Annotated in this window: 33 protein-coding genes; 30 read left to right on the top strand and 3 right to left on the bottom strand. The window is 60.6% G+C overall.

Features of this window, described 5'->3' with window-relative positions; genetic code table 11:
• The first annotated feature begins 22 nt into the window (after nt 1-22).
• The 25 genes from AC0IZS_RS33820 (at nt 23) to AC0IZS_RS33940 (ending at nt 14,705) form a co-directional block, all read left to right on the top strand.
• Nucleotides 23-712 (top strand): hypothetical protein, encoded by a 690-nt coding sequence (locus AC0IZS_RS33820; RefSeq protein WP_471639736.1) that lies wholly within the window; start codon nt 23-25, stop codon nt 710-712.
• 343 nt (nt 713-1,055) lie between these two features.
• The gene (locus AC0IZS_RS33825) at nt 1,056-1,331 is read left to right on the top strand and encodes a hypothetical protein (protein WP_436220448.1); all 276 of its coding nucleotides are present in this window, start codon (nt 1,056-1,058) and stop codon (nt 1,329-1,331) included.
• Complete coding sequence (locus tag AC0IZS_RS33830; protein ID WP_436220447.1) at nt 1,328-1,750, top strand: hypothetical protein; 423 nt, start codon at nt 1,328-1,330, stop codon at nt 1,748-1,750. Before AC0IZS_RS33825 ends, AC0IZS_RS33830 begins: the two co-directional genes overlap by 4 nt.
• A 91-nt stretch (nt 1,751-1,841) precedes the next feature.
• On the top strand, nt 1,842-2,801 hold the full coding sequence (locus tag AC0IZS_RS33835) for a deazapurine DNA modification protein DpdA family protein (RefSeq protein ID WP_436220446.1): 960 nt from the start codon (nt 1,842-1,844) through the stop codon (nt 2,799-2,801).
• A 105-nt stretch (nt 2,802-2,906) separates the two neighbouring features.
• Entirely contained in the window at nt 2,907-3,509 is a 603-nt protein-coding gene (locus AC0IZS_RS33840; protein ID WP_436220445.1) for a hypothetical protein, read from the top strand.
• A 13-nt stretch (nt 3,510-3,522) separates the two neighbouring features.
• On the top strand, nt 3,523-4,095 hold the full coding sequence (locus tag AC0IZS_RS33845; protein WP_436220444.1) for a hypothetical protein: 573 nt from the start codon (nt 3,523-3,525) through the stop codon (nt 4,093-4,095).
• A 179-nt stretch (nt 4,096-4,274) separates the two neighbouring features.
• Nucleotides 4,275-4,526, top strand: a complete 252-nt coding sequence (locus AC0IZS_RS33850) for a hypothetical protein (RefSeq protein WP_436220443.1) — start codon at nt 4,275-4,277, stop codon at nt 4,524-4,526.
• A 312-nt stretch (nt 4,527-4,838) separates the two neighbouring features.
• Nucleotides 4,839-5,075, top strand: coding sequence for a hypothetical protein (locus tag AC0IZS_RS33855; RefSeq protein WP_436220442.1), 237 nt, complete (start codon nt 4,839-4,841; stop codon nt 5,073-5,075).
• Between the two features lie 83 nt (nt 5,076-5,158).
• Nucleotides 5,159-5,629, top strand: coding sequence for a DUF262 domain-containing protein (locus tag AC0IZS_RS33860; RefSeq protein ID WP_436220441.1), 471 nt, complete (start codon nt 5,159-5,161; stop codon nt 5,627-5,629).
• Between the two features lie 350 nt (nt 5,630-5,979).
• The gene (locus AC0IZS_RS33865) at nt 5,980-6,441 is read left to right on the top strand and encodes a hypothetical protein (protein ID WP_471639737.1); all 462 of its coding nucleotides are present in this window, start codon (nt 5,980-5,982) and stop codon (nt 6,439-6,441) included.
• Nucleotides 6,442-7,014: 573 nt separating this feature from the next.
• Nucleotides 7,015-7,293 carry a hypothetical protein gene (locus tag AC0IZS_RS33870; RefSeq protein ID WP_436220439.1) on the top strand — a complete coding sequence of 93 codons (279 nt, stop codon included), beginning with the start codon at nt 7,015-7,017 and terminating at the stop codon, nt 7,291-7,293.
• A 16-nt stretch (nt 7,294-7,309) separates the two neighbouring features.
• Nucleotides 7,310-7,540: a hypothetical protein gene (locus tag AC0IZS_RS33875; RefSeq protein ID WP_471639738.1), complete on the top strand. Its 231-nt coding sequence runs from the start codon at nt 7,310-7,312 to the stop codon at nt 7,538-7,540.
• A gap of 13 nt (nt 7,541-7,553) precedes the next feature.
• Nucleotides 7,554-7,793, top strand: coding sequence for a hypothetical protein (locus AC0IZS_RS33880; protein ID WP_436220438.1), 240 nt, complete (start codon nt 7,554-7,556; stop codon nt 7,791-7,793).
• Nucleotides 7,794-8,119: 326 nt separating this feature from the next.
• Nucleotides 8,120-8,956, top strand: coding sequence for an HNH endonuclease (locus AC0IZS_RS33885; RefSeq protein WP_436220437.1), 837 nt, complete (start codon nt 8,120-8,122; stop codon nt 8,954-8,956).
• 21 nt (nt 8,957-8,977) lie between these two features.
• Entirely contained in the window at nt 8,978-9,211 is a 234-nt protein-coding gene (locus tag AC0IZS_RS33890; protein WP_436220436.1) for a hypothetical protein, read from the top strand.
• A gap of 533 nt (nt 9,212-9,744) precedes the next feature.
• Entirely contained in the window at nt 9,745-9,936 is a 192-nt protein-coding gene (locus AC0IZS_RS33895) for a hypothetical protein (protein ID WP_436220435.1), read from the top strand.
• A 693-nt stretch (nt 9,937-10,629) separates the two neighbouring features.
• Nucleotides 10,630-11,313, top strand: a complete 684-nt coding sequence (locus tag AC0IZS_RS33900) for a hypothetical protein (RefSeq protein ID WP_436220434.1) — start codon at nt 10,630-10,632, stop codon at nt 11,311-11,313.
• Nucleotides 11,310-11,780: a DUF6283 family protein gene (locus AC0IZS_RS33905; RefSeq protein WP_436220433.1), complete on the top strand. Its 471-nt coding sequence runs from the start codon at nt 11,310-11,312 to the stop codon at nt 11,778-11,780. Before AC0IZS_RS33900 ends, AC0IZS_RS33905 begins: the two co-directional genes overlap by 4 nt.
• Nucleotides 11,781-11,836: 56 nt before the next feature.
• On the top strand, nt 11,837-12,769 hold the full coding sequence (locus AC0IZS_RS33910; protein ID WP_471639739.1) for a hypothetical protein: 933 nt from the start codon (nt 11,837-11,839) through the stop codon (nt 12,767-12,769).
• A 104-nt stretch (nt 12,770-12,873) separates the two neighbouring features.
• On the top strand, nt 12,874-13,233 hold the full coding sequence (locus AC0IZS_RS33915; protein ID WP_436220431.1) for a hypothetical protein: 360 nt from the start codon (nt 12,874-12,876) through the stop codon (nt 13,231-13,233).
• Nucleotides 13,234-13,282: 49 nt separating this feature from the next.
• Complete coding sequence (locus tag AC0IZS_RS33920; RefSeq protein ID WP_436220430.1) at nt 13,283-13,468, top strand: hypothetical protein; 186 nt, start codon at nt 13,283-13,285, stop codon at nt 13,466-13,468.
• A 54-nt stretch (nt 13,469-13,522) separates the two neighbouring features.
• On the top strand, nt 13,523-13,645 hold the full coding sequence (locus AC0IZS_RS33925; RefSeq protein WP_471639740.1) for a hypothetical protein: 123 nt from the start codon (nt 13,523-13,525) through the stop codon (nt 13,643-13,645).
• Complete coding sequence (locus AC0IZS_RS33930; RefSeq protein ID WP_436220428.1) at nt 13,638-13,934, top strand: hypothetical protein; 297 nt, start codon at nt 13,638-13,640, stop codon at nt 13,932-13,934. Before AC0IZS_RS33925 ends, AC0IZS_RS33930 begins: the two co-directional genes overlap by 8 nt.
• Nucleotides 13,935-13,990: 56 nt before the next feature.
• Entirely contained in the window at nt 13,991-14,257 is a 267-nt protein-coding gene (locus AC0IZS_RS33935; protein ID WP_471639741.1) for a hypothetical protein, read from the top strand.
• A 16-nt stretch (nt 14,258-14,273) separates the two neighbouring features.
• Nucleotides 14,274-14,705 carry a hypothetical protein gene (locus AC0IZS_RS33940; RefSeq protein ID WP_436220426.1) on the top strand — a complete coding sequence of 144 codons (432 nt, stop codon included), beginning with the start codon at nt 14,274-14,276 and terminating at the stop codon, nt 14,703-14,705.
• A gap of 271 nt (nt 14,706-14,976) precedes the next feature.
• On the opposite strand, the gene AC0IZS_RS33945 is transcribed toward AC0IZS_RS33940, so the two are convergent.
• Nucleotides 14,977-15,684, bottom strand: a complete 708-nt coding sequence (locus tag AC0IZS_RS33945; protein WP_436220425.1) for a hypothetical protein — start codon at nt 15,682-15,684, stop codon at nt 14,977-14,979.
• 384 nt (nt 15,685-16,068) lie between these two features.
• A complete protein-coding gene (locus tag AC0IZS_RS33950) occupies nt 16,069-16,593 on the bottom strand; it encodes a hypothetical protein (RefSeq protein ID WP_436220424.1) in 525 nt (174 codons plus the stop codon).
• Between the two features lie 170 nt (nt 16,594-16,763).
• Here AC0IZS_RS33950 and AC0IZS_RS33955 point away from each other — a divergent pair, with 170 nt between their 5' ends.
• Together AC0IZS_RS33955 and AC0IZS_RS33960 are read left to right on the top strand one after the other, a co-directional pair.
• Nucleotides 16,764-17,888: a hypothetical protein gene (locus AC0IZS_RS33955; RefSeq protein WP_436220423.1), complete on the top strand. Its 1,125-nt coding sequence runs from the start codon at nt 16,764-16,766 to the stop codon at nt 17,886-17,888.
• A gap of 65 nt (nt 17,889-17,953) precedes the next feature.
• A complete protein-coding gene (locus AC0IZS_RS33960) occupies nt 17,954-18,307 on the top strand; it encodes a hypothetical protein (RefSeq protein WP_436220422.1) in 354 nt (117 codons plus the stop codon).
• Between the two features lie 638 nt (nt 18,308-18,945).
• Here the strand turns inward: AC0IZS_RS33960 and AC0IZS_RS33965 are convergent.
• Nucleotides 18,946-19,659 (bottom strand): hypothetical protein, encoded by a 714-nt coding sequence (locus tag AC0IZS_RS33965; protein ID WP_471639742.1) that lies wholly within the window; start codon nt 19,657-19,659, stop codon nt 18,946-18,948.
• A gap of 478 nt (nt 19,660-20,137) precedes the next feature.
• Between AC0IZS_RS33965 and AC0IZS_RS33970 the strand changes: the two genes are divergently transcribed.
• The 3 genes from AC0IZS_RS33970 to AC0IZS_RS33980 all read left to right on the top strand — a co-directional run bounded on the left by AC0IZS_RS33970 (nt 20,138) and on the right by AC0IZS_RS33980 (nt 24,159).
• Nucleotides 20,138-20,593 (top strand): hypothetical protein, encoded by a 456-nt coding sequence (locus AC0IZS_RS33970; protein WP_436220420.1) that lies wholly within the window; start codon nt 20,138-20,140, stop codon nt 20,591-20,593.
• Nucleotides 20,583-21,842, top strand: a complete 1,260-nt coding sequence (locus tag AC0IZS_RS33975) for a PDDEXK-like family protein (RefSeq protein ID WP_436220419.1) — start codon at nt 20,583-20,585, stop codon at nt 21,840-21,842. The genes AC0IZS_RS33970 and AC0IZS_RS33975 overlap by 11 nt, the downstream gene beginning before the upstream one ends.
• 892 nt (nt 21,843-22,734) lie before the next feature.
• Nucleotides 22,735-24,159, top strand: a complete 1,425-nt coding sequence (locus AC0IZS_RS33980) for an Eco57I restriction-modification methylase domain-containing protein (protein ID WP_436220418.1) — start codon at nt 22,735-22,737, stop codon at nt 24,157-24,159.
• The last annotated feature ends 78 nt before the right edge of the window (nt 24,160-24,237 follow it).

Below are 24,237 nucleotides of genomic sequence, written 5' to 3' on the forward strand. Positions count from 1 at the left end.
AGGCCTACCCACAGCTCCTTTCATGGCTCGCTTTGAAGTGGACGAGCAGCTGGCGCGAGAGAGTGTCAGGCTCGCAGCGGTGGTGGACGAGAATCACGTCTACAAGCTGGAGCGGCCAGACTATCGTGCCCAGTTCCTCCGCCACGATCCGGCGCCCTACCCGCGCAGCTCTGCGGATGGTGCTGATCTGATCCCACGGCGGACTGATCGCGACATGCTGGTGGTGACAGTCGACGAGTTCTACTTCAGCGCTTTCTGCAAGAACACTGACGTGGCAGTCGAGACCGAGGCCCAGCCCATCGCTGTGCTGGCGGATCACTTCGGCTTGGCCTACAGCTATTCACCCCTGTCCGGCGTTTCCATCGGGCAGGAGCCATCGACACAGCTGGAACGCGACATCGACCGCGCGCTGCTGCTGAGGGCTCAAGCCTTGGCCCTGCTGCAGGAAGCTCAAGCGATTGATCGCCTCAAGCCATTCACTGTGACCCACACCCATCGGGAGGGTGAGTCCACCTACGTGGTGTGGGCCCCCGCAGCGCTGACTCAGGGCCAAGCCGAGGCAGTGCTCGAATGCAATTTCGAGCCAGACCGCGACGAGACCCTGGTGATCGAGGGCCGCCATACGCTCGAGGAGCTTACTGGCGTGGCCATCGGCTCGCGTCTTCTCGACATAGTCGGCGCCGACGACCACTTGTCCTATGCCCCGGCATGACCTCGCGCGCCTGCTAGCCAGTGCGTCACGGACCCACTAGGGTCCAGGGGCATGCATCTCTACCGTGCAGGCCGCTTTCCATGCTGTCAGCACGGCGGGAGCATCGTGCGATGGTGCACAATCATGGAAGCGTCGCCCTCGGGCGACCGCTTTCCAAAAGGTCGACCGACTTGGGCCTTTTGGAAAGCGAGTTTCACGCGACCTGGCTTGCCTGGTCAACGAAGGTCCCAGCTGGGGACTGAAAACATCCAGCGCCAACAGCCTCTACGAGGCGATTCAATCCCTGATGGGCATTCGTGCCCACAGGGCCAGTGCCCGTCTTCAACCCCTTGGAGATAGGTTCATGAAATTCAACATGCCGTCCGGCAATGGCTCCGGCACTACCCCATCCCGCCCTGCCCTGGCGCTCTCGCCACTTGGCGACGAGATACAGCCCGCTGTGGTGCTGCTCACCCCGTCGGAAGTGGAGCTGCTTGCGGCCGCTGTGCAGTGCTATCGCGACCTGTTGGCTTCTCCGACTTCGGCCGATCGCGATGCCAATGGTGACGAGTGGGCAGATCGTGAAGTCCTTCAGTGCGACGCCCTGCTGGGGGACAAGCTGAAGGTGGTCTCCCAATGACGATGGGACTTTCACCCAACGCGGAGACGCCCATCCGGCAGCTGCGCTGCGAAAGCAGCTCATGCGCGATAGGCGGCCTGGCCCAACCCATCCCACTGCGTGTGCTGCAGGCCATCGGCCTTCACATGTGCCGGCTGAACGATATCGCTGCTGCCCTCTCAGGGGTGCGGCGCGCCCGCGGAGACGGGCACTTTCTGGCCGTTGAACTGGCGGATCGGGCTGGGCGCATCAGTGCTTCTCTCGATGCGCTTGGACAGGTCCATGACCTGGCGGAGGCCAACAATGTGCGGTTCGCCTTTCTCGCCGAGATAGCCGACCGCGGAGTTCCCGACTTCACACACTTCGGCTGGGCCACTGAGGCGCTGCCGGGCTGGTGGCGTGAGGCCCAACAGCTGGCCTCGCAGCCAACCTCTGGATAGCGTCGAACCGACGTCCTGGAATCTATTCACCCGGATGGGCACCAAGTGCCTTCCGGGCCGGGTGCTCGTCTCTTTCAAGTGAGAAAGCACTATGTCCAACGTCCCAATGGGGCAAATCAACGCACAGGTCAAAGACGGGCTTCTGGTGCGCGTCGGCATACCGCACAAGGGCGGTAAGCTGGCTTTTCATGCATTCAACGAAGGCTACTCGGCCATGGTGAGCGCGAACGCCTTCTGGAATCCGAAGAAGGGGGAATTCGCTGTGCCCGAGGCCTCGGACCTGTACGAGGTTCCGTTCGCACTCGACTCCGCGGGCTTCGTTGCGGTCTCGCTGTACCAGGCCAAGGGGCGGCAGCCCGGCATTGCCGGGGTGTTCCCTTGGACCTTCCATCAGTACATCGAGCTCGCCGGCCTTCTTCGACCTGAGTGGTTCAGCCAACCTGACCTTTGCGCGGAGCCGCAGCTCGCCGCGAGCCCGACGGAGGTCGACTATCGCGTTCGAGCAACAGCAACGCTGCTTGAAGGAACGCTGCGAATCATCTACGCCTGGCAGAACGAGCTGGCCAAGACCTGCTCCAACGACACCGTGGCGAGCATGCTGCCGCCGCCGGTGCCCATCCTTCAAGGGTGGTCCACAAGCGACTACCAGCGCAGCCTTGATCTTCTGTTGCAGGTCTGGCAACGCTGGGAGCCGTGGCTGGCACCGCCTCGCCTAATCGGGCTGGGTTCGGTATGCCGCCGCGATCTCCACCATCCAGAGCACGGTCTTTACGCCGTCCTGCGGTCGCTCGACGGGAAGTTGCCGGCGGCGTCCAAGGTTCACCTGTTCGGGGTGAAGGGAGCCGCGCTCCAGGAAGTGCAGAAGCTGGGCTGGGTAGGCTCGGTGGACTCAATGAGCTGGGACTTCGCAGCGCGCGTGAAGGCACGCAGCGCTGGTCACTCCAACACCTTCTCCCATCGGACGAAGGAGATGACCCGGTGGATGTCCGCTGCAGCCGCCCGGGTGATGCAAACAAAGGGCTCGCAGCTGCCTCTCAGGCTGTCTGCCTGAGTCCATTCTTCTGTGTCGGTCACCTCGTGGCCGGCGTTCAAGCCCAGACGGGCAAATCCGGCCCGATTGGGCTTGTGCTCGTCTTCATTTCTCATGGAGATCGAAATGTACAAACTACCTGAAGGCAGGTCTTCTCTTCACGACCACTGGTCTGGTTGTGAGCGGCGTGGGTTCGTCCCCACCGCGAACCAGCAGCTGGTTATCGCCGAGGTGCAGTCTGCACTTGATGCCGGGCTGTACTACACCAGCGAAGTCCGGGAGCACTGCGCTCGCGCAATTGGCCTTTCCGAAGAGGCTGACCAGGCGAACTTTGAGAACTTTCGCGTAGAAGGCGGCGTCTTTGGCATGGACTGCTACTACGCGCGGAGGTACCTGGATGCTCGCAAGGTCCACGCTGCTGAAGACGATGCGCGCGCAAGACTGCGCCCGTTTGTTGGTCAGAGGCTGGGCACGATCGTGTTCAGCGACTACAAGCGCTGTACTGGCGCTTTCATCTCAAAAGTGGAGGCAGAGAAGCTTGAGCTGCAATGCAAGCGGGGCTCCCACCTCTTGACCTACGAGGTATCCGTTTTGAACGTGAAGCACGCGATCGACCGCGCCGCCGAGAAGAAGCTCCGCAAGGATGACTTCGACGGCTTCGCGCCGCCAGTGGACACCCCTGCCCTGCCTGCGGTGTCCGAGTGTGTTGGCCAGTCGGCCCTGTTCTGAAAGGAGGATGAGCATGGTGAATCCACACCTTGGCGCCGCTGCGCCCGTTGCTTGCTACGGAACGTGCGAGGCCCCGCTCACTCTCGAGCAGGGCCGCGCAAGGGTCCGCAAAGACTTCCTTTGCTTTGCCAGCCTGGTGATGAGCCAGGTCCAGCTGCCTGATGGCCACTCGTTCGCACAGGCAACATCCCGTGCACTGGATCAGCAGCTGAACTGGAATCTGGGTTGCGAGATCTTGTCCTCAGACGCAGGGCTCAGCGTATTCGGGCGCCGCGCTGTCTACGACAGCAGCGATGAGTCTCAGCTAAAGGTGGAGGTTCGCTACTTTCACCCGGAGCTGCATTACAGGCCCACGATGAGAAGCTCGCCGAGAGTCTCTCGCCAGTACAACGACGGCTTCGCCGTCCACCTCTGGGTGGACCAGGGGCGGCCGTTTTGGGGAATGCACAGATCCCTCATCGCAGGGAGCGAATTTTGCAGGAACCAGCCATCACCTGAGGCTTTGGCTGAAGAGGTTGTCATCCGGCTGCGTCTTGCGATCGAGCGCCGCACCACGCCGGCCTCCATTGCGGCGCTGGCCAGCTGATCCTCTGGATCAGCAATTACGGTGCACGCCACGGGCCTTCGGGCCTGTCGCGCGCGCCAATAAATGCACCCAGGACACATCGGTAGATGTGCCTGGGCTGCAGTTCATCCACTCGGACGGGCACCAGTTGCCCAACTGGGCCGGTACCGTCCTTTGCAGGGTTCAGGAAAATGGCACCTATGACTCCAATCATTTCGGATTTGGTGGCTCGACTTGGACAGCCGGGTCGAGAAAAAGGACCTGGCATATGGGTCTACACCACTGTGCAGGGAGCGGCCACTTTGAACAAAGGTGACGACCACCCTCTGAAGAAGATCGGGCAATTCGCCACAGACGATCTGGCTCGGAAGGCGTGCGAAGATCACTTCAAGAAGGCTATGCGCGCAATGCTGAACTTGGGCAAGAAGTTGCCTGATGTTCGGTATGCGTGACTGCAATTCAACCAAGAGCCCCGCGCTGATCGAAGGATCAGCCGCGGGGCTTTTTCCTTGCTGCACGGGCTCTAACGAGAGCTCCTTGCAGCATTGGCGATATTCAACCGCGGGATCTAAGTGGGTCATCTCTCCGACTCCGCGTCGAGAGCGCATTTCTCTTTTCGCCTGGATAGGCCCCATTCAAAGGTTTGCGCACCGAGCTACTGGCGACACCGAAAAAATGGTCCTCGGCCCCGTGCAAAAGGGCTCTTGACATGGTGGACATGTACCCTAGTATCAGTGCAAGAATATTGCAGATAGGACGAGGATGTGGCCAAGAAAATTTGGAATTTGAATTACGTGGTGGGCAACCCTGCTATGTTCACGCGGGTAACCAAGTACGCAGGCAATCCAATGTCCCGCGCCGAGGCTTTGGCCAGCGCGGAAAAGATTGCTGCCAACGGGGGTGGCTGGCGCGTGTGGGTAGAGCGCACGGACACCGCCGAGCGCATTTTCGAGAGTGCCGCTGAGAAAGGCCATCGGGCCGAATTGGTGTCTAGCCAATGAGAGAAATGATGTCGCTACCAGATCGCCTCCTGTCAGGAACTGCTTGCCCGCGCACTATCTCCAGCCTATGGGAAGAGGGGCGTGTGGAGACGACCACCGCTGGGGAGCGCCAGTTGCTGTCGCTAGTACTGCCGCCCTGGCAACGCCCGTCGGTTTGGGATGTCGAACGCCAGCGGGCCTTCGTTGAGGGCATCCTTCTGGGATTCCCGCCTGGAGCCATCGTCACTGTCGCGCCGGACTGGTCTACTGGCTCTGACGGCAAGGTCCTCGTCAAACCTGGTTCGAACTGGCTCATCGATGGGCAGCAGCGCGTAACTGCGATTCAAGAGTTCATTGAAGGCCGTTTGCAGGTGTTTGAAGGCGTGCTTTATGCGGCCATCCCCAGGGCGGAGCAACTACGGCGGTTTGACAGGGTGGTCTTGACGCGCATCGAATTGCCCGCCACCACCGACGAAGCGACTCTTAAAGGCCTATACCGCCGCATGAATTACGGCGGTGTTACCCACACCCAGCACGACTTGGATCGGCTGGAAGCTGCGGCGGCTGCCGCTTGATAGGAAAGCATCATGACCGCAACTTGTGAGGGCACGGATGCGCCCTAATCACATCAGCATCGGAAGCCCATTTGCAACGATGGCGGGCATTGCATTGGATACACCGATTGGCGGTATGGCCGGGGTTTGCCGGGGTGGCCCCACCGCGTTCTTGCCGTCGCTTCGCCAACAATGATCGAGAGTTGTGAGGGCCGGGATGTGCCCCAAGTACATCAGCATCGGAAGCCCATGTGCAACGATGGAGGGCATTGCATTGGCTATACCGATTGGCGGGAGGGCCGGGGTTTGCCAGGGTGGCCCCACCGCGTTCTGTTCGTAGCGACGCAAACAATCTGAGCGGAAAGATGATCATGCAGATCAACAAGCCCAAAGGGCGCCTGGCCAAGAGAATGGCCTTTTACGCCCTCAATCGCCGCAAGGCGCAGGGTCGGTCTTTCCTCAGGCAGCTTCGCGCTGCCCTCCCCGCAAAAGCCGAGCACCAGCCCGTTGCCCCTCTCTCCACTGTGTACCAGGGTGAGTGGGAGGCTCCGACCTTCGAAGCCTTCCGTGCTGGCTCACGTATCTGCACGGAAAGCGACATGTCGATCTACGTCAGGAACGCAACCGGTGGTGGCTTGGAATTGGTTGCAGGCTACGTTCGTTTGAGGGCGATGCTGGACGTGCAGGGCAAGGCCTGGGTTCGCAACACATCGACCGACGAACAGCTTGAAGTGCATGAGGTGGGAGGCCAGCTGTTGGCACTGACGCCTGATGCAGTTGCTGCAGTGCAGTCTGTGGCCGCTACCTCTATCTCCCATGCCGCGAAACGCTGACAATGGAAAGAATGAGTTGATTACGAATGTGTAGTGATCCTGCAACCAGAACTGACAAGGGAAGGAGAGCAAGGCGTGCTTCGAAAAATTTGGGATCGCTATACGCTTACAGCAGCACAGTATTGTGCGAAGTATGGCCACGATGTACGTCACTGGCGACAAACAACCGGCCAGGGCAAGTTCGGTGATTGCGAACGCTGCGGCGCAAAAAACGTGCAAGAACCATATTCGAGTTGAAATCAAGGAAACCAATGAGCCACAGTGTCACGCTTTACTGCGAGGAGACCATGCAGATGGTCCACGTAGCGGAGCATTCATCGAGCTGGTTTCGAGGTGCGGACAGCGCTACTGTGGTGGGGGCCTTCTGCCTGGCTCACGCTGGCAAGGATTTGCGAGCAACGCTTCAGCAGCCAGGTGAGTTCCAGAACTGTATGGAATGGGTCGCATGGACGCCTGAGAACTGCAAGGATAGCTACTTCGCTGTAACTGGGCGTGACCTTGCAAAGCTAGAGCTGGAATAGTGAAGGAAAGCAGATCATGTAAAAGGCGACTGACTTTGAAATTCTTCGCGATGTGCAGGCAAGCGGCCTGCACAAGATCCCGCTGGCGAGGCAACCTGTTCGGGTTGCAACGCTGGTCAATGAGGCGGAGTTCATGCAGGACCAGCTATTGGTTCACCACAAGACGGTCTTCTTTGAAGATCGTCTTCATGACTGGGACTGGCGAGATGGGCAGTTTCGCTACTACACGCGCGACGCCGAGAGGGCTGATGTGCTTGTGGTCTATTCCTTGGAAGAAGTTCAGTCCAGCGCCAACTTTGACCCAATGACCGGCGCCGCGTTGGCACAGTGAGATAGGAAAAAAGACAATGGCAGAGCTTGATCGACTGGATGAAATTGCCCGGCAGGCATGGGATGGCAACTATGAGTGCGCAGGTGTGCTGTCTACGGGCGAGCTTCTGTACGTGGCGCTTGCGTCCGGCCGCATGCGGGAGTTAGCGCCTGGTGACTCCATTGCCTACGCGGTGGATCGAGTTGGGGCTGAGTGGATGGCGCACATGTTGAAGGTTTGGCGTGCGACGCCCCAGCCGCAAAGCTAAAAAGGATGATTCAATGGCAAAGTCCTGGGGAGTAGCGCAGTTCTACGGCATGGGATCAATGCAATACCTGCAGGAGTCCGGAGAGTGGCTGGCGGACCGCAATCTTTTCGATGGTGCCCCGATCGTGCTCTTCGAATCAATGGAGGAGGCGGACGCCCGTGCGGCTCAGTTGCCGCAGCATGGGCAACCTCACGGTGTGCAGTTCATGGTAGACAAACAGGGCAAGGTTCTAACTGCCCGCAGAAACAAGTAGGAAGACAGTACATGTTCCAGATTACCCTGACGCCCGGACTTCCCCCCCACTGACAGGCGCCTGCATCTTTCTACTGTGGGACGGCATGCTTTGCGAAGGCGAATTGATCAAAAAGGACGGCCGCAATGTGCTGGTCCACTACAACTTGGCAGCGCCTGGTGCTCCTGAGCGCATCGAGCATGCCGCAGATGGTGGGAAGGTGCTTGGGTACACGCCCATCGCAGACCGATCCCGAGTCACACCAAACTGATCGAGGAATGCACGTGAAAGACAAAGGCCTCATACCAGGGGTGAACATTAGCAAGCCCTTAATTAGAGAGCGCCCCATGAAGCAGTCACAACGGTCGCCCCAAGAGATTTTCAACCGCCTTGGGGACTTGCTCGCTGCTCGTGGTTATGAGAAGTCAAAGGCAAGAGGCAACTTTTACTGGCAATGGCAAATTTCCCCCGAGATGCCAATCTATGCTTGCGACGGAAAATTAGGACAGAACAAGCTTTTCATCGACGCATCGCTGACGGAACTCGCACAGACGTTAGGCTCTATCAAAGGTGTTGTCGCCTCGCGTAGCGGGGTCACAAAAAACCAGAAATTCGAAGCCTTTGTAGCCAAGAAAGTGAATCCACATACTCAACTTGTCGAGTATGAAGGATGGCGATTCCAATTCGTTGACGAGGTATCTGCCAATAAGTTCTTGGATGTGTGTGAGGATTACACGAAAAGCGGCCTCGATGCTGCCAAGTTGAAAGCACAGAGGTTTGAGCAGACCATTACGCGAGCGACGTCAAGGTCGAGCGTTGTGACCTCAAGGGTGGGGCAGGACATTTTTCGAAAGGACCTTCTTAGGCATTGGAAGTCCTGCGCAGTCACGGGGTGCAAAGTGACAGCAGCCTTGCGCGCATCCCACATCAAACCTTGGGCTGCCTGCGACTCAAAAGAGCGTCTTGACCCACTAAACGGCCTTTTGTTGGTGGCGAGTTTGGACGCTTTATTTGACGCAGGACTGATTTCCTTCGAAGACAGCGGGACGATCATCATTTCTCCGCGACTTCTGCAAGACGCTTGGCCAGCGCTCGGGGTTACCAGCACGATGCGCCTACGTAAGCCTAATTCAGCGCATGACCCGTACTTGGCATTCCATCGTGAACATGTCTACAAGAAGTAACTGCAACTAAAGGAAAGCAATATGCCTGAAAAATTAAAGAATCTCTCACTGGGGGCCGACGATATAGAAGCGTTGCTCCATATCCTGTGGCTGCGACTCGTGCATCTTTACTCTGAATATAAGGGGTCAAACAGTGACGATATCGAAATCAACAGGATTAAGAACATCGCTGAGCAGCTCGGTGAAACGTTTAAGATCGTCTTTGAAGAGGGGAAGTCGAAAGTTGCGCCCCGTCGTGGTTCGATGCCTACTTAGAAACCAAGGAAAGCTCCATGTGGCATGTTCTTTTGGCCAAAAGCATGGCCATCTCGCTGGCAATCGTGTTCGCGCCGGCGGCGCTATTGCTGGTCATCATTGCATTCGCGAATGGCGCCTGTTGGGCCTTTGGCGGTCAATGGTGCGCACCATAAATAGGCGAGGAAAGCACCGTGGTCACCAACAACCCCCCGAAAAGAGATATGGCCCGCATTTCGCCACACACAACCGTGTATCCAGCCAAGGCCTGGGCTTTCCCTGCGGTATCGTTTCGCACAGTTGCGGACGCGCTGGATCACATTTCCAACATTCAATCCTATGCGCCGTGCGGAATCTGTTCGTGCCCTGCAGGCAGTTTTGACCGCCACTTCCCCGGAACTCTTTGAGAGGAAAGAAGATCATGCAGATCAACAAGCCCAAAGCGCGCATGGCCAAGAGAATGGCCTTCTACGCCCTCAATCGCCGCAAGGCGCATCCAGTACCTGGCTATTGAATGGCAGCAGATTTACACCGACTGATACGGGAAACGAATCATGACATCTGAGCAGTATTTCGCGGCCTGCTGGCCAATACACAAACAGCTGGCTGATATCGCCGGCCAGACACGCGTTATGGCGCTGGCTAAATCCGCTCACATGGACAATCCAAGGTTCGCAGATGCTATTGCCCGGCAGGATGAGCTCCTCAAAGAGCTTTCCACTCTGGATAGTAAAGTCGTCATCTAGGAAAATCGTGCAAGAAGATTTAAGAGCGCAGTTGGTCCAGTTTCAGTGGGTTGGTTTCGACGAGACCCTTGCAGCTGATCAGAGGGCCGACGTCGAGATGGTTCACGCGAACGGGCAGTGGACCATCGCTTGGATGGGCAATAGTCCTGATATAAATGTCACTGTCGAACGACATGCATTGCTAGGGAATGACTGAGAGAAGTTATGTCGAGACTTTTTGACTATTGCGGTGTCGCTTCAATGCTTGCGTCTTTTGCCGCGTGGGGATCGCTGTATTTTGGATTGCGCCCTGCGCTTTCCTGGGCTCTACTCGCGATCACTTTCGTTGGCGCGGTTTGGTTTATCTGGTACCAATGTCGCCAAAAGGCCTTGGGCCTAGCATATCAGCACGGTCGGTGGGATTTGGCGTTGGCGTGCACTTTGCCCATCGCCTTCATGCTCTCAGTTCCCGTATTGATCCTGAATTTCTTTGGTGCTCTCACCCAATTGCAGTGAACGAAGTCTGAATATGGTTGTGGTGTTTGAGCGGCAGCTTCTCTCGCAGGATTGCTTCACCACGCTCAAGTCAGGCTGGAAGGTTGCTAGTGAAGGGCACTCGTGGAAACTGCGGTCACTGCCTGGCGAGAAGGCGTTCACACAGCGGCTCGGAGGCGCGCCCTTTTGGGCTTGACGCGTAGTCGGTCCAGCTGATACTTGGAGCAAGATAATTCCAAGTACAAAGGGCAGAAATTGCTGAACTCACTGCTGGACCTCACGCCGCTGACCCTTGTCGAGGTGGCGAGCCGAGCCGTAATGCGGGAGGCCTTCCGCAACCCCAGTGGCTGGCGCTTTGAGTGTCCCTACTGGTTCTATCAGCATCTTGATGCGGATGGCATGCTGGTTGTTGCCGGACCAGGGGGGCATGAGGCCAAGGTAAGCGCGGTCGATGTGATGAACCTGATTCCGAGGGAGCCGGTCAAAGTCATGGCGATGCCCCTGGCGACCTTCATGCAACGGCTGTCTCTGGACCCAATTGCCCGGCACAAGACGCTGTCCGCCGACTGCTACGAGCCTGCATCAGTGATGGCGGCCCGGCGCGAGCGCCGCGGAGACTTCAGCTACACCGTCTGGTTTGATCGAGCCGAGCTGAACACCAGCACCACGTTCACGGCGCCGCTTATGGACGGGGAGGCCAGGCGTATCAAACCGCTGACCAGGCGCGCGAATATGCCCGTACGCAACATGACGTCCCCCTCAAACTGGTCGGCCGACAACGCGGCAGCTTTGATCGGCCGCGTCCACTCAAGAAAAGCTACCGCGTTTTTCGACGCTGCTCTCCGGCACAACGCCGTCATGACCTCGAGGCTAGCTGCTTTGGATGCAGCTATTCAGTCATGAGCTGCCCCATTGGCCAAGCGTCAGAGTGCGGCACCGGCCGCCAGAACACCGCTGCCTCGACTGACGGATGGCGCACGCTCACTCAGCCCTGCCCTAGTTGCCCCTGGCGCCTTGATCAGGGCGCCCAGGACATCCCCGAGTTCAGCCTGGCCAAGGCGCAGGAATTGGTGGCGACCTGCCCGAACGAGCGTGGCCATGGCCCGGACTTTGGGGCGGCGCTGTTCGCCTGCCACCAGTCGAAGTCGGGAAGCGAGATTCCCTGCGCTGGCTGGCTCGCCGCCGTTGGTCATGCCCACCCTCACGTTCGCCTTGCTGTGTTGCATGGCCGCCTCGCGCCGGGGGCACTTGAAACGGGGCCTGGGTGGCCTCCACTGCACGATAACTACGGCCAGGTTCTCAGGAAGTTGGAGGCAGGCTGCGTCGACATAGCAGACTCTGGACCAGATAGGTACATCAAAAGGGGTTGACGAGGCACTGAGAGTCGGTACTTTGAATAGAGACCGACGACGAAAATGCAGCCTCTATGAGCCCCGAACCCGAATCCTTCCAACTCCCCCGCTGGGCCTACGTGACCCTCTCGTTCATCACTGCAGCCATTGGCATCGCGGCCTGCGGCGTAACCGCGCAGTTCTTCATCCTTGGCTTGGAGCGCCTGGAGCCTGACCCGATGGCGCGCAGCATGCTCGTGGCCACCGGCATGCTGATGATCGCCACGGAAATGGCGGCTTTCGGGCTCGCGGCCCTTCTACCGGCCAAGAAGCTGAGGTCCCTGCGCATCAAGCTCATCGCCACAGGCATTCTGCTGCTGGCGTTTGAGGCAGCAACGATTTACGCCACCCAGGGCGCTCTGGACCAGGCCAGTGAGGCTGCGGCCTCAGCATCGAGCCAGCGCGCGCTTGAACTGCAGGCCACCATCCACGCCCGTCGTGCAGCTGCGCAGAGCTTGCGCGACAACGGCACACAGCAAAGCGCGAGTTCTAACGCGTGGACGCGCACCCTGGGGGCGTCCGCGTTGCGTGATGCCCTCAAGGTGGAGGGTGAGATAGCGCCCCTCGCGAAGGAAATGGCGCAGCTGCAGGCTGCTGCAAGGCCCACCACGGCCTCTGTTCTTGGGCAGCAAGGGGTGATGGCCTACGGCTTGGCTCGGGGCCTTCTGATCAGCATTATGGGATTGGTCATGTTCGGCGCTGCTGGGGCGCTCATGCGCGAGGCGCTGGTCACTTCTACGGCCGCTAAACCTGAGGAGCCCGGCCGGGAACAGCAGGCGGTGCCTACGGGTAGTGAGCCACGTACCGGCCGTGGCCCTGCCTTGGTGCCGCGCCAAGTTCCCCCGGAAGTGCCCGCACCTCCACTGGACACTGCCGGGCTTGACGGCGGAAAGGAAGGGTGGATTAAGGCACTGGAGAACATCCCAGGCGCAATCGTGGCGCGGAAGCCCCGCTCCACGTCGTGCTAAGCGACCAACGGCCGGCGTCGCCACAGCCCCGGCTGGATGGCAACTGGACCGAAGGTACTGCCATTTGCGGGCGATAAACTGTTCCCGATTTTCAGGAGGTGCTGATGACAAATCCCGAGGCGGGCGACGACGGGTGCCTGGCCGGAGCCGACGTTGAGACGATTAACAGGCGAGAGGCCGATGCGTTGTGCACCTGGCTGGTGACCAGCAATGGATGCATGGCCGCGCGCGTCCTCCCGGATGGGTCTGTGGCGGCACTGCAAGACCTGCTGTTCACGCGGGCGATTGTGTTGGGCTGTGCCGGGGGCGGCTGGGCGCAGCGCTTTTGCTTTGAGGATCGAGGTTTGGCCGACCGGCGCTTCGCGGAGCTGGAGGGCGAGGACGATGTTCCTGCTGGCCACGTGGCCATACGGCAAGGCGTGCGCTTCGCCGCACTGCAGCGGCAGGGCCGTCGCTACGGGTGATGATGGGGACCTTAGTGGACCACTGAAAATTCAATGACAGGAGTGATTGATGATGATTTTTGAATCCATGCGGCGTGAGCTGTCCGAGCTCGTTCGCCTGGTTCGTGAGAGCGCGAACTACTGCACTTCGGTGTCCAGCCGGCCAGAACTGGCCAGCCCGGAGTCCCATGCACTGGAGATTCAGCGCGAGCACCGTATAGCCGAGCTGCGCGCGCGGTTTGGCTTGGACTCGTAGAGGGGCACTGCCATGCCGGAATTCAGGTTCGTTCGCACAATCCAATACACCGAAGTGGTTCGCGTTTCGGCCGAGAGCCTGGAGGATGCCCAGGCACAGGCAGATCAAGCCGATGGCGACCGGATGCACGACGACACGGTCATCTCCATTGAACTCGCTGGGGGGCGTGATGACTGAAGGGGAGCTCGCAGAGATTCATCGACGGCACAGGCTGAAAATCGATGCGGCCGAAGTCATCGAGCGGGCGTTTCGTCGCGAGGCTCAGCTGCGCAAGGGGAGGACTGTCGATGAGTGGCACCAGGCTGAAGTGGAGGCTGTGTGGACAGCTGCCAGCGACTTCGGCCAGCAAAATGGCCTGCGCACGCCCTCGATCGAAGAGGTGTCGGCGGTTGAGCGTTTGGCGTTCGGCCATAGCGACTACGGTGCCAAGTGGGCGCTGTACGTTGCAGAGACGATCGTTGCGTAGCTAGGGTGCTCGCGCCTTCGTTGCTGCGTGGGAGCGGCTTTGAGAATAGGAAGAATATGGCTCAACTTTGTATTCCTGCAGCCTATTGGGACGACTACAGCGACCGCGCGCCGGTAGATGAACCGTCGCAGATGGCAATCGAAGTAAGCCGATCTGGGCGACGAGTGCTCGTTGAAGCCAATGTGGTGCAGCTGGTGTACCTCAAAGGCGATGCTGACCTCTACGCCGAGGGCAACACCGACGATTCACCACCTGCAGTGCTGCGCGGCGCGAAGCGCGTGGCGCAACTGTGCGCAGCGCTCACCGGCCATGCGCCAGCTTGAGCAGAGGTGGAGAAGGATGAAGCAATTGAGCATGGCGCAGCGCGCACTCGGAGACCTGATGAAGGCTGGCGGCCGAGTGATTCATGATGCGAAGACAGGGCGCTTTGTGCTCGACCAGTTTGGCAAGATCAGCCAGGTGGACCAGCGGCCCATTGAGGCCATGCTGCAGAGCGGCGCACTGGAAAAAGACGCATTCGGCCACTGCAAGCTCGTGGAGGAGGCTGGCATGTGGGTGCCCCTGGCCACACAGCACGACTTCGCGCCTGGTGACACCGCCAGATGGCGGAAAGTTGAGCGCGGAGAGCTGAAGTTCTGTGTCGAGGTCACCGTAGTGCGGGCGACGAGCAAGCAAGTGCGGATTCGAACGGCTGGGGGGAACCATCAGGTAGTACGGCCCAGGGCGCTTGAGTGGTTGGAGCGAGCTGGGCATGCTGCGGCGGCAGACTGAAAGTGCCCGCGGGCGGACGTGGTTCTGAGGGGGCAGCTACCGTGAGCTTGGTGGCGCACCTTTGCTTTGCTTCATCGGGTGCACGTCTGGCAGCGAGCACTTTCCAGAGCCTTCTCTGCCCCTACTGCCGGGAGAGCTCTGGAAAGCGCCGCCAAGGCCCTTGTAGGGCACTTGGCGGGCTTGTTGTGGCGGCAGCCATGCCTGCGCCACTGCGAGCTGCCCAGCTTAGCCCGGGGGCGGAATGCGGCAGCTCGGTTGCTAAGTTTGGCGATCAGCCATGCATCGACTGTAGCGCTCGGCCCAGGGCCTCCCGCTGCAGCTGCTCGAGGAGGCCGTCAGGAACGAACGCCCAGGTAGCTGGCCGCCCTTCGTAAACGTGCACCGGATCTGGTACCGCGAAATGCACACGAGGGAACTGTTGCTGCAGCTCCTGTAGATCAGCGATGAGGTTGGCGATCACCACGTCCCTTGCGGGTCGCTTGGCGTTCTCCTCGGCCGTATCGATGTTGACCTCGCTTTCCCGTGAGCAGAATTCGAGCTCGAACAGGACGCCCCAGACACCATCCTTGCGAACGATAAAGGTGTCCTCGTCGAACATTTGCAGCTGCAGGCGGTCCAACAGGTCGGCATCGGCCTGCAGCAGGAGCTTGGTACTGACGTTCTCCCCGCCCATGTTGATCTCTCCCCAGCGGTCGGTGAGGTTCTGGGCGATCCGCCAGGTCTCGAATGCTCCTGGTGTTGACAGGCTGTACACACGGGCCAATGGGTCCAGGTTGTAGTGCACGCCGTCGACTCCGTAAGTGCGTTCCATGTCATCAGGGGTCCGCGATTTGACGTAGCTGACGCAGCAGTCGCCCAGGCCATGTCCAGTGTCCTGGTTGAAGAACTGTCGGCCCTCGAGGCGTCCACCGCAGCAGCAGCATAGGAGGGAGCGCACCGGCGTTGCGATGTCCGAATGGATGTGGTTGTTGGTATTCATGAGGTCTCCGGAAAATGGATGGAGCCCCGTCCCATAGGGGCATGGGGCCCCGTTGGGTTGAAATGTTTTGACAATGGCGCGCGTGACGCGCCTGCGCAAGCCTTGCGCATCGACCAATGCCAGCTTTGGCTGACGCTCGGTTGCCGCGGGTTGGGATTCCCATGGAGGGAACGAAGGCTGCGTTCGCGAACGCAGCGAGTGTCGAGGTGATTCTAGCGACTCATCCAGGGGCAACAAAGCGGGTGTGGTGCACCTATAGTTGCGCTCCGCCCACCAGACCAGGCGGGTCATAGCGACCGCAGCGGTTGCCTGGCAGCTGGGGGCGAATTGTTGGCCACGGGCACGTCAGGCTCGCGGATGTGTGCACGGGCGCTATGACTTGTCCTACTTGCCCACGCAGGAGGCAATTTCACCGCTCCACGCGCGGATCTTTTCAGGCGTGCTCGAAATTGACCTGGGCGAGTCGAACTTCTTCTCGCCGCGGATCCTCACGGATGTCGTGTACGAACCTCCCTGGATGGTCCACTTGCCTTCCTCAAACAGAAAGTCGATGCGGGACGTGTTTCGAACAGCAGATGCAGCCTCTTCGACGTTGACGACCAGACTGTTGGCCGCCTGCTCATCGGACGCCTTTTCCGCAGTGCGCGTCTCGAGGACTTCAATGAACGCTGAGTATGGGCGAACGAGGGAGTCTGTCTTTCTGACGTCGAAGGTGATGACTGCAGGCAAGCTTGCCTGCTTGGTCCAAGAGCTCGTGGTGGGGTTGAATGCGACCTTAGTAGGTGGCTTGGCGGCGAAGGATGCCTTGCATTCTTCCACGATGACCTTGAAGTCAGCCAGCGGTTCGGCGGCAGCAGCGAATTGCTGAAGGCTAGCAAGTAACAAGGCCGTGAGAATGAGTTGTTTCATGGTCGGAACGCCTGGAGGTGGTCGCCTTTATTGTGGGGCAAGCGTCGAGCCGGCGGCCGCGCACTTGGCATCAGCGATTGCGAATGCGGGGCGATCGAGGCTCCTTGAGTAGCATCGCGGTATTGGGTAACGTGTGCGGGTTCAGCACTTTTGCCGAGGGAGTTTTGGCCATGACCGATGAAAACAAGAGGGTTGAACTGAAGCAGCTTGCAAAGGTAGTTGTGGAGCAGACTTTGCCCTCGGAGCGGGCCCAACTGCGGGATTGGGTCGCCAAGCTGATTGCGATCAGGGAGGCTGGGGGTGAGACCTTCAGCATGGCCAAGAGGGCCGTTACCGTGACGCTGAGCGACGGCGTTGCAATGTCCATCGTCCGGGCCCTGGCCATGGAGTTGAAGCGGCTGGCGTGGACCGAGAGAGGTCTCAAGTGGCGGGTTGGTTTCGTGACGGCTGTGGTTGGTGCCGTTGTAACAGGAGGCCAAGGGGCGGGTATAGCCGCCCTGGGAGGAGCAATTGGGGTGCCTCTTTGGCTTGTCATTGGCGCCGGCGGCTCATTTCTCACGATGCTATGGGAGGAGTTGGACGGGTCCAGCAAGCCGCACGCTCGGCAGCCACCAGGGTCAAACCCACCCCCACCAGACCGCGATGCCGACGAGAGGCGAGAAGGTTCCACTCCACGCTGGCCGGGCGGCCCCCTCGTGATTGATGTGGAGGCGAAGGACGTGGGCCGAGGGCTGCAGCGGCTAGATAGGCCTGAATCATTTCTTCAGGAAGCATCGGTCAGCGCACCCGCTGAAAAGCCGGAGGCGACCGCACAGCGCAGGCTATGGGTGGGAGACTTGGACGGAGCTCGCTTGCTCTACGACCCCGATTTGCAGATTGACGGTAGTCCTCATGTTTTTCTTTGGGACGAGCGGTCGCGGGAGGTGGTGAAATACGTTCCGCATGTCCTGCGCAAGGTCATCCGTACTTACCGAGGCCCCCTACCTGATGGTCCATTGCAGCAGGAATACCTTGCCTGGTTCGAGACCCATGGGCCGGCGTGGCGCGCATCCGAGCTGCCCTACTACCTACAGCAGGCGGAGGCCGTCGCCCGGCACCGGGAAAAGCTGTCCGAGTTGGGTGTACCGTACGGGGGAGTGCTTGGCCAGGATGCACAGCGCACAGCCGTCACCAGGCGGGTCACACACTGCTATAGCTGCTCGCAGAAGCTGGACGGGGGGATTCGGCTGGCTTGCTCCCATTGCAACTGGATCCTGTGCTCGTGCGGCGCGTGCGGATGTGGGTATAGAGGCTAACATGCAACGATCGTCGCAACTTTTGAACACGCTGGAGAAATGCCTGAATGCGAAGCAACGCTGAGATGGACCCGCAGACCCTCCAGGCGCTGTGGGCGACCGATCGGGACGCCGCACTGCTCGAGTGGTCCTACCGCATGCTGGAGACGCCTTCGGCAATGGAGGATGCCGCTCAGTTTTCGGAGTGGCTGGTCACCCAGTGGTACGGACCGGCAATGTTCTCCAGAGCACTGTCTGCGGCTTCAGGGCCTGCGCCCTTGGTGGATGGCAAGCCGTTGCAGCTTGGGCAACTGCTGATCAGGGTCGACGAGGAGGTCATCGCCTTGTTGCCGGCGAGGGCTCTTCATCTCTTTCAAGAAGGGGTGATCTCACACAAGACCTTCCTACAGCAGCTCCAATCATTCCTCGCTGCATCATAGCCAGGTGCGATGTCATCGGCCGTTGGAGGCGGGTCCACGGGCGACCCCTGCCTCCAGTGCACGTCGGCAGGCGGGGCCTCCAGTGGTCCCATCCTGCGGCGGGGCTTCGTCCGAGCTTTGGGATCCTATTGATGGCTTCGATCTTGGCCAGGATCCCCAGAAGCATCTGTCACCGGCAGCCTGAGTTCGCTCCTCAGCTCGCGCACGGTCAGGTGAGGGAAGTTGTCGGGGGCACCTTCGCGCAAGATGATCGGAAGCAGCCGCAGCCGCTCGGTGTCCTCAAGCGCCAGGCGCCATTCTTCCGGCATCCTGACGTTGACAGGTGAGTCCCAGATCGGGCCGAACCTGTTGCGCCGAGCGTTGACGATAACCTCCCGGTGGTCACGCGTGGTTGCGGCGCTTGGAGGCTACTTCGGTTCCACGCCAGCAGCTCGCGCGGCTCCACCGCTCCGATCCTGCTTATCAGTGGACGGGTCACGAACTGCACGGCAAAACTGGGCAAAGGCCTTGAATGCTCTGGGGCGGTACCGTTCGCTTCGGTCGTGGGCTCGCTCATTCGCTGTGCGGGTTGGGATTGGTCCATGGGGCTCGCCACGGTGCTGCGCGCCGTGCGCCAGTCCCTGGCTTGTAGCGAAGCATCAGGCAGGCAGCTCCACGAAAGAGAGCCCATGCCAACCACCGCTCTCCCCGGCCTTGAATGGCGATGAGCTGGCGTGTGCGTCGTCTTCCAGGAGAGTGGCGTGGATCATGTGGGCATTCGCATCGTCCAGCCGCGCGCGCACGCGGCGCTCTCGGCCCATACCGTCCAGCCGGCCGCGCGATCCACGCAGCAAGACGACCTCCTGCCCTACTAGGGCGCGCACTGCAATCTCCTGTGCCGATGGCTCCCTCACCAACGTCCACCGAGCGCGCGGGCCGAGCATGGTGGCCACCGGCACCACCAACTCAGGAACTCCGGTGAGCGTAGCGGCTCCCGAGTCGACGCTCAGTACCGTTCGCTCGGACTTGTCTTTGCGGCGGGTGGACTCGAGCCACACCTGGCCGGGGCGCACGCCTTGGTCGGCGGAAGGTGCTGCGACGCCAACAAGCGATGACCCCGCTTGGCCGGCAGTCCAAGCTCCGGATGCGAAGGCAATGAGTCCTTTGCGCTTCTGCGCCTGCAGCAGGCGGTCCACAAGACGCATTGCCACATCGGCCTGGCCGGACTTGGGTGCAGTTCTGCCTGGAGCGGCACCAGGTACGCCGTGCTCGATGGCTACCGCCACTATTGCGGCAGCTGTGAACCGGCCTGTCATGGCTGCCAGACAGAACTCGATCTGCTCTTGGGTGGGCTCGAAGCCGAGAATGTTCATGGTTTCCTCCTGGCAGCAAGTATGCGGGGGTTCTTCCCGCGCGCAACCCCAGAACTGCAGGCGCACAGGGTGGGACAGCTGCGCGCCGGCGATGCGCCGTGTTGTAGCTGTAGATCGGTCGCGCGCGACGTCACCAGGGGGCCGTTTGTTGGCGACAAACAACGGCATTTTCATGGGGCGTAAGAGTGTTTCAACCACTGCAAGGCCGGCTTGAGTTTCAACGACGTCGAGGTCAGACTCGGACCCTTGCGGAGGCACGGGCTCATCAGGAGCCCCATCCGCTGAGTAAAGGGGATTGAGCACGATGTGGTACGCGAAACGTGAGGGACTGGAGTTCAGGGCACCTGTGAAGTTGAAGCGCCTGGCGCGCGAGGCCCAGCCCCGGCCGAGATCGGCACCGGTTGCCTGGGAGGCGCTGGATCCTCTGCGAATATGGCCTTCCGATCGACGTCTACCTGCTGGGCCAGGCGAGACCCAGATGCGCAATGCACTGGTGTGGTTCCTGCTCGCGGCGGGCGTGCCGACCCGGGAGGTCGCAGAGCTCTTCGAGCTTTCAGCGTCGCGCTGTCTCAGCATCTCCACCAGGTGCGCCGAGAAGTACCGCTGCTACAGACGTCGATCACCGTTTCATAAGGTGGAGCCTGCAGTGGAGAAGGCGCATCGCCTCGGCCAGGACATGCGAGAGATGCTGGTCGCGGAAGAGCTGCTCGAGGATGACCGGTGGCAGGCCTCGGTGGCCTACTGCCTCAACCTTGGGCGCGAGCATTTCAGGGAGCGCGTCGGGCCTGGGCTGGTTGCCACATGCACGTGCGAGATGTGCACGGGGCGCTTGGCCACGAGTGCCTACACGGCCAAGGTCTACTGGATGGACGGCGAATCCCTCGGTGAGTCCTCGCATACCACCGAGGACCAAGGATGCGCGCATGAGGTTTGACCTGGCGAGCGATCAGACGGCGCACCTGTTGCGCGCTGTGGATGCGGAACACTGTGCTCTCAGGGATGCAGAGCGCCGGGTCGCAAAATCGGCGGCGCCGAGCTTCCAGATCTTCGACTTCCTGCGAACTGATGAGATGGGGCTTTCCCGGTGCATCTCCGCGCTTCTTGATCCTCGCGGAACGCACGGCCAGGGTAGCGCATATCTGGAGCTGTTCCTGGACTGCATCGACTGTGGCCCAGCTTGGCGCTTGGGCCTCGATGAAGCCGTGGTGGACCTTGAAATGCCTGCCAACGGGGCTCGTCGGTACGACATCGAGATTCGGTTGAAGGGGGAGCGCGCAATCGTCATCGAGAACAAGCCCTGGGCCGTGGATCAGCCGCTGCAGCTCACCCACTATGCAATGGAACTGAGCCAGACCTGCAGCCCCGGAGGGTGGAGGCTCGTCTACCTGGGCCATGGGGCTCCCACGGTGCGGAGCATCAGTGCGGAATTGCTCGGCCGCTACCTCGCGGATGGCAGCCTGGTGGTGATGGGTTTCAGGCAGCTGGCTGAATGGCTGGGTGCGTGCGCGCTGTGCACAGAGCCACCGGTGGTGCGTATGTTCATCGAGCAGCTGGAGCAGCTTGTTCGCAAGTCCCTTTGTGGAGAGGTAGGTATGTCTGAAGCCGAGAGCATCAAGGACGTGGTGACGCAATCGCAGGAGAACCTGCGCGCCGCACTGCTGGTTGGCCGTTCGCTGGAGGCGATCAAACAGAGGCTGTTGATCGAGGGGTTGAAGGCCCCATTGGAAGAACGCTTTGGTGCTCAGCTGTACTGGGACACGGGCGCGCTTTCAGCGAGGTCTGCCCGTGCCGCCTTCGGCGTGAAGCTCTCGCCGACAGCGCCTGGCTACGTTCGGTTTGAGTTCTACCAGGGCGACTTGAACGCCCTCTTCTGGGGTGTTCACCGCGTCGAAAAGCTTGTCGATGTCCAGGTCGACCATCCAGATGCAGGCCGCCTGAGGGATAGCTTGCGCATGCGCTTCGGGCCCAGCAAAGGCAACGAGCATTGGTTCTGGTACTGCGAGAACGTGAGCCATCTGGGCAAGCCCGGCGGGAAGCCGATGCCAAAGAACTGGGATTTCGACGAGGAGCCCTGGCTGGGTATGCAGAGGCAAGACCTTCATGTGGGATTCGTGAACGCCGTCGACGCCGTCGTGCGCGCGGCCGCCGAGGCATCGGCCTTCACCATTCTCCAAACACCCTGATCGTGGCGAGCGGCGCGCCTGCAACATCACCCTTGCCTTGAGCCTGCTCTCATCGCATCGAGAGCAAGATCGCCTTCAGCAATGTCCGGCGCTTGCACTTCACCGTTCCGGACAGGCCTGAAGCGGAAGAACGAGGGAGCCCCCTCCTCTGCTATTGGGCACCGGTGAAATCCATTGTTTTGGAGCCAGGCGGCCAGTCGCTTCTCGCCCACCAACTCCACGTACAGCGCTTCTGCGCGAAGCGCACATGTTGGGGCGGATAGGCGCTTGATGATCTCGCTGAATAGGCCCAGGCCGCGCAGTGGCTCGTGGACTTCGATGTTGGCCAGGACGATGGTGGGGCGGCCCTGCGTGGCAACCTTGGAGCGGGACCAGCGTGTGTAGAGCTCCAGGCCTGGCGCGTGAAAGTAGCGCGAAGCGGGCCGGCCGCTCGCAATGCACCTGCCCTCGAAATCGAGCACCCACCCCACATAGTCTGCCGCGAGCTGGCGGACTGCTGATCGGGGATCGGGTGGAATCGTCGGCGACTCGTGCATGCCAAAAGCATACCCTGCTTGGAGAGCGAGCCAGCCACAGCATGTCCGCCGGCAATCGCTGATCCACTGCCGTCCCCTTGCCCGCCGCAGCTGGAACATTTCAGCGCAGATTTGCTGACCACAATGTTCCACCGCCGCGCTTCCCCTCGGAAGCGGTGGAACATATTGGTGGATCTTCGTGGGCGCGGTCGCACCAGTGTGTATTGGCGATACCCACACCTGGTGCAAGTTCCTCCACGCGCTGGCACCCTGTGCGTGATCTGCCAGCAATGGGTAGGCGAGATCTACCGCAGGTGGCCTTGTGGGGCTCAAAGCGTCTAGACACAAGGCGCTTTGTCAGTAGCCTGAATTGCATGATGCAAGACCCACCTATTGAACTTGACCTGTTTCCACTCAGTGCGCTGGAGGAAGCCGTGGAGCAGTTGCACAACGCGACGTCCTTCTACACGGCCGAGCCAATCGTAGAGCAGCTGCTGGGGATGGTGAATTGGCCCGCCGGCGACCGCCGGCTTGTGGACACGAGTTGTGGCGATGGTGTCTTCCTGGGCGCAGCGCTGAAGCTCCTACTGGAGGTTGAGCCGCAGGTCGATGACGCCCGGGTGGCAGGCCTCATTCACGGCTTTGAGATTCACTTCTTTGCCGCCGCCGAGTCGCGCCGACGCTTGGCGCGCATCCTTGTTGAACATGGCCGTTCGGCTGTGAGGGCCGCGTCGATCGCGACCTCGATGGTCACTCACGGCGACTTCTTGCTGCAGGGCCCCTGCTCGCCGACGTGGGATCTTGTGGTCGGCAATCCGCCCTTTCTTCGCTATACGCACCTGCCCTCGATCCTGCGCACGGAATACGAGCGTGAACTGCCGGACCACTCTCAGGGCGACATGCTGCACAGTTTTCTAGGCCGCTGCACCCTCGCTCTGCGCGACGGCGGTGAGATTGCCCTGGTGACGTCCGATCGTTGGCTTTTCGCACGGTGTGCCGCGGATCTGCGCGCCTCCATTGGCCAGCGCATGGGCTTGCACCATGTCGAGCGCCTGGACTGCAGTTCTGCGTTCTATCGCCCGAAGAATCGCCGCGCAGGCCAGCCTCCGCGGATCCACCCGGTGGCCGTGATCCTGCGCGACGCCGCTTCTTGCAGCACCGCCATCACCGAGGCGCCTATCTACCCCGAGGCCGATGATGCGGCCTACGTTGGCCAGCGAACGTTGGCCTCGCTGGCCAAGGTGAGCCTCGCGCCCTGGCTTGGCAAGCACGGGCTGTTCGTGATCGACAAAGCCACTGCTTTGGCCGCCAACATTCCGCCGCAGATGCTGGTGCCCGCCGTCGATACCGACAACATGAAGGGCGGGACGCTCAGCGCTCCTATGAAGTATGCGATCCGGACCTTCCGCAACGTTGAGCCACCGGCCGCTGTGCTGGCGCATCTTGACGCGAACATGCATTTGCTGGCGCGGTCGAAGGTTCGCAAAACCCAGCGCTGGCTGCCGCCAGAGAGCTTCGAGCGCGTCGACCTGGGCCAGCCGTGCCTTCTTATCCCGCGTATCGCCAATTCCTTGCGCGCTGTGCGTGTGCCGGCCGGCATCCTCCCTGTCGACCATGGCATCACCATCGTGAGCGCTGGAGAGGCGTCTCTGGACCAGCTGGAGGCCGCGCTCATGCGCCCCGAAGCGGAGGCCTGGGTCCGCGCCCGCGCGCCACGTCTCGAAGGGAACTACTTTTCGGTCACCACCAGTCTGTTGCGGGACCTGCCGCTGAATCTCGACGACGTGGCCGGCGCCAATTGAGCGCAGCGGCGGCAGGAGCTAGTGGACAGTGCTTGCCGGGCGTTTTCGGCCTTGCGATATAAACGGCACTTTCCAACT

It is taken from the genome of Acidovorax sp. AC410, from assembly GCF_979253235.1.

Bases quoted from the DNA above. Each gene is read 5' to 3' on its own strand.
- AC0IZS_RS33820 (WP_471639736.1), top strand. From the start codon at position 23: ATGGCTCGCTTTGAAGTGGACGAGCAGCTGGCGCGAGAGAGTGTCAGG.
- AC0IZS_RS33825 (WP_436220448.1), top strand. From the start codon at position 1,056: ATGAAATTCAACATGCCGTCCGGCAATGGCTCCGGCACTACCCCATCC.
- AC0IZS_RS33830 (WP_436220447.1), top strand. From the start codon at position 1,328: ATGACGATGGGACTTTCACCCAACGCGGAGACGCCCATCCGGCAGCTG.
- AC0IZS_RS33835 (WP_436220446.1), top strand. From the start codon at position 1,842: ATGTCCAACGTCCCAATGGGGCAAATCAACGCACAGGTCAAAGACGGG.
- AC0IZS_RS33840 (WP_436220445.1), top strand. From the start codon at position 2,907: ATGTACAAACTACCTGAAGGCAGGTCTTCTCTTCACGACCACTGGTCT.
- AC0IZS_RS33845 (WP_436220444.1), top strand. From the start codon at position 3,523: ATGGTGAATCCACACCTTGGCGCCGCTGCGCCCGTTGCTTGCTACGGA.
- AC0IZS_RS33850 (WP_436220443.1), top strand. From the start codon at position 4,275: ATGACTCCAATCATTTCGGATTTGGTGGCTCGACTTGGACAGCCGGGT.
- AC0IZS_RS33865 (WP_471639737.1), top strand. From the start codon at position 5,980: ATGCAGATCAACAAGCCCAAAGGGCGCCTGGCCAAGAGAATGGCCTTT.
- AC0IZS_RS33875 (WP_471639738.1), top strand. From the start codon at position 7,310: ATGGCAGAGCTTGATCGACTGGATGAAATTGCCCGGCAGGCATGGGAT.
- AC0IZS_RS33880 (WP_436220438.1), top strand. From the start codon at position 7,554: ATGGCAAAGTCCTGGGGAGTAGCGCAGTTCTACGGCATGGGATCAATG.
- AC0IZS_RS33885 (WP_436220437.1), top strand. From the start codon at position 8,120: ATGAAGCAGTCACAACGGTCGCCCCAAGAGATTTTCAACCGCCTTGGG.
- AC0IZS_RS33890 (WP_436220436.1), top strand. From the start codon at position 8,978: ATGCCTGAAAAATTAAAGAATCTCTCACTGGGGGCCGACGATATAGAA.
- AC0IZS_RS33895 (WP_436220435.1), top strand. From the start codon at position 9,745: ATGACATCTGAGCAGTATTTCGCGGCCTGCTGGCCAATACACAAACAG.
- AC0IZS_RS33905 (WP_436220433.1), top strand. From the start codon at position 11,310: ATGAGCTGCCCCATTGGCCAAGCGTCAGAGTGCGGCACCGGCCGCCAG.
- AC0IZS_RS33910 (WP_471639739.1), top strand. From the start codon at position 11,837: ATGAGCCCCGAACCCGAATCCTTCCAACTCCCCCGCTGGGCCTACGTG.
- AC0IZS_RS33915 (WP_436220431.1), top strand. From the start codon at position 12,874: ATGACAAATCCCGAGGCGGGCGACGACGGGTGCCTGGCCGGAGCCGAC.
- AC0IZS_RS33920 (WP_436220430.1), top strand. From the start codon at position 13,283: ATGATGATTTTTGAATCCATGCGGCGTGAGCTGTCCGAGCTCGTTCGC.
- AC0IZS_RS33930 (WP_436220428.1), top strand. From the start codon at position 13,638: ATGACTGAAGGGGAGCTCGCAGAGATTCATCGACGGCACAGGCTGAAA.
- AC0IZS_RS33935 (WP_471639741.1), top strand. From the start codon at position 13,991: ATGGCTCAACTTTGTATTCCTGCAGCCTATTGGGACGACTACAGCGAC.
- AC0IZS_RS33940 (WP_436220426.1), top strand. From the start codon at position 14,274: ATGAAGCAATTGAGCATGGCGCAGCGCGCACTCGGAGACCTGATGAAG.
- AC0IZS_RS33945 (WP_436220425.1), bottom strand. From the start codon at position 15,684: ATGAATACCAACAACCACATCCATTCGGACATCGCAACGCCGGTGCGC.
- AC0IZS_RS33950 (WP_436220424.1), bottom strand. From the start codon at position 16,593: ATGAAACAACTCATTCTCACGGCCTTGTTACTTGCTAGCCTTCAGCAA.
- AC0IZS_RS33955 (WP_436220423.1), top strand. From the start codon at position 16,764: ATGACCGATGAAAACAAGAGGGTTGAACTGAAGCAGCTTGCAAAGGTA.
- AC0IZS_RS33960 (WP_436220422.1), top strand. From the start codon at position 17,954: ATGGACCCGCAGACCCTCCAGGCGCTGTGGGCGACCGATCGGGACGCC.
- AC0IZS_RS33965 (WP_471639742.1), bottom strand. From the start codon at position 19,659: ATGAACATTCTCGGCTTCGAGCCCACCCAAGAGCAGATCGAGTTCTGT.
- AC0IZS_RS33970 (WP_436220420.1), top strand. From the start codon at position 20,138: ATGCGCAATGCACTGGTGTGGTTCCTGCTCGCGGCGGGCGTGCCGACC.
- AC0IZS_RS33975 (WP_436220419.1), top strand. From the start codon at position 20,583: ATGAGGTTTGACCTGGCGAGCGATCAGACGGCGCACCTGTTGCGCGCT.
- AC0IZS_RS33980 (WP_436220418.1), top strand. From the start codon at position 22,735: ATGCAAGACCCACCTATTGAACTTGACCTGTTTCCACTCAGTGCGCTG.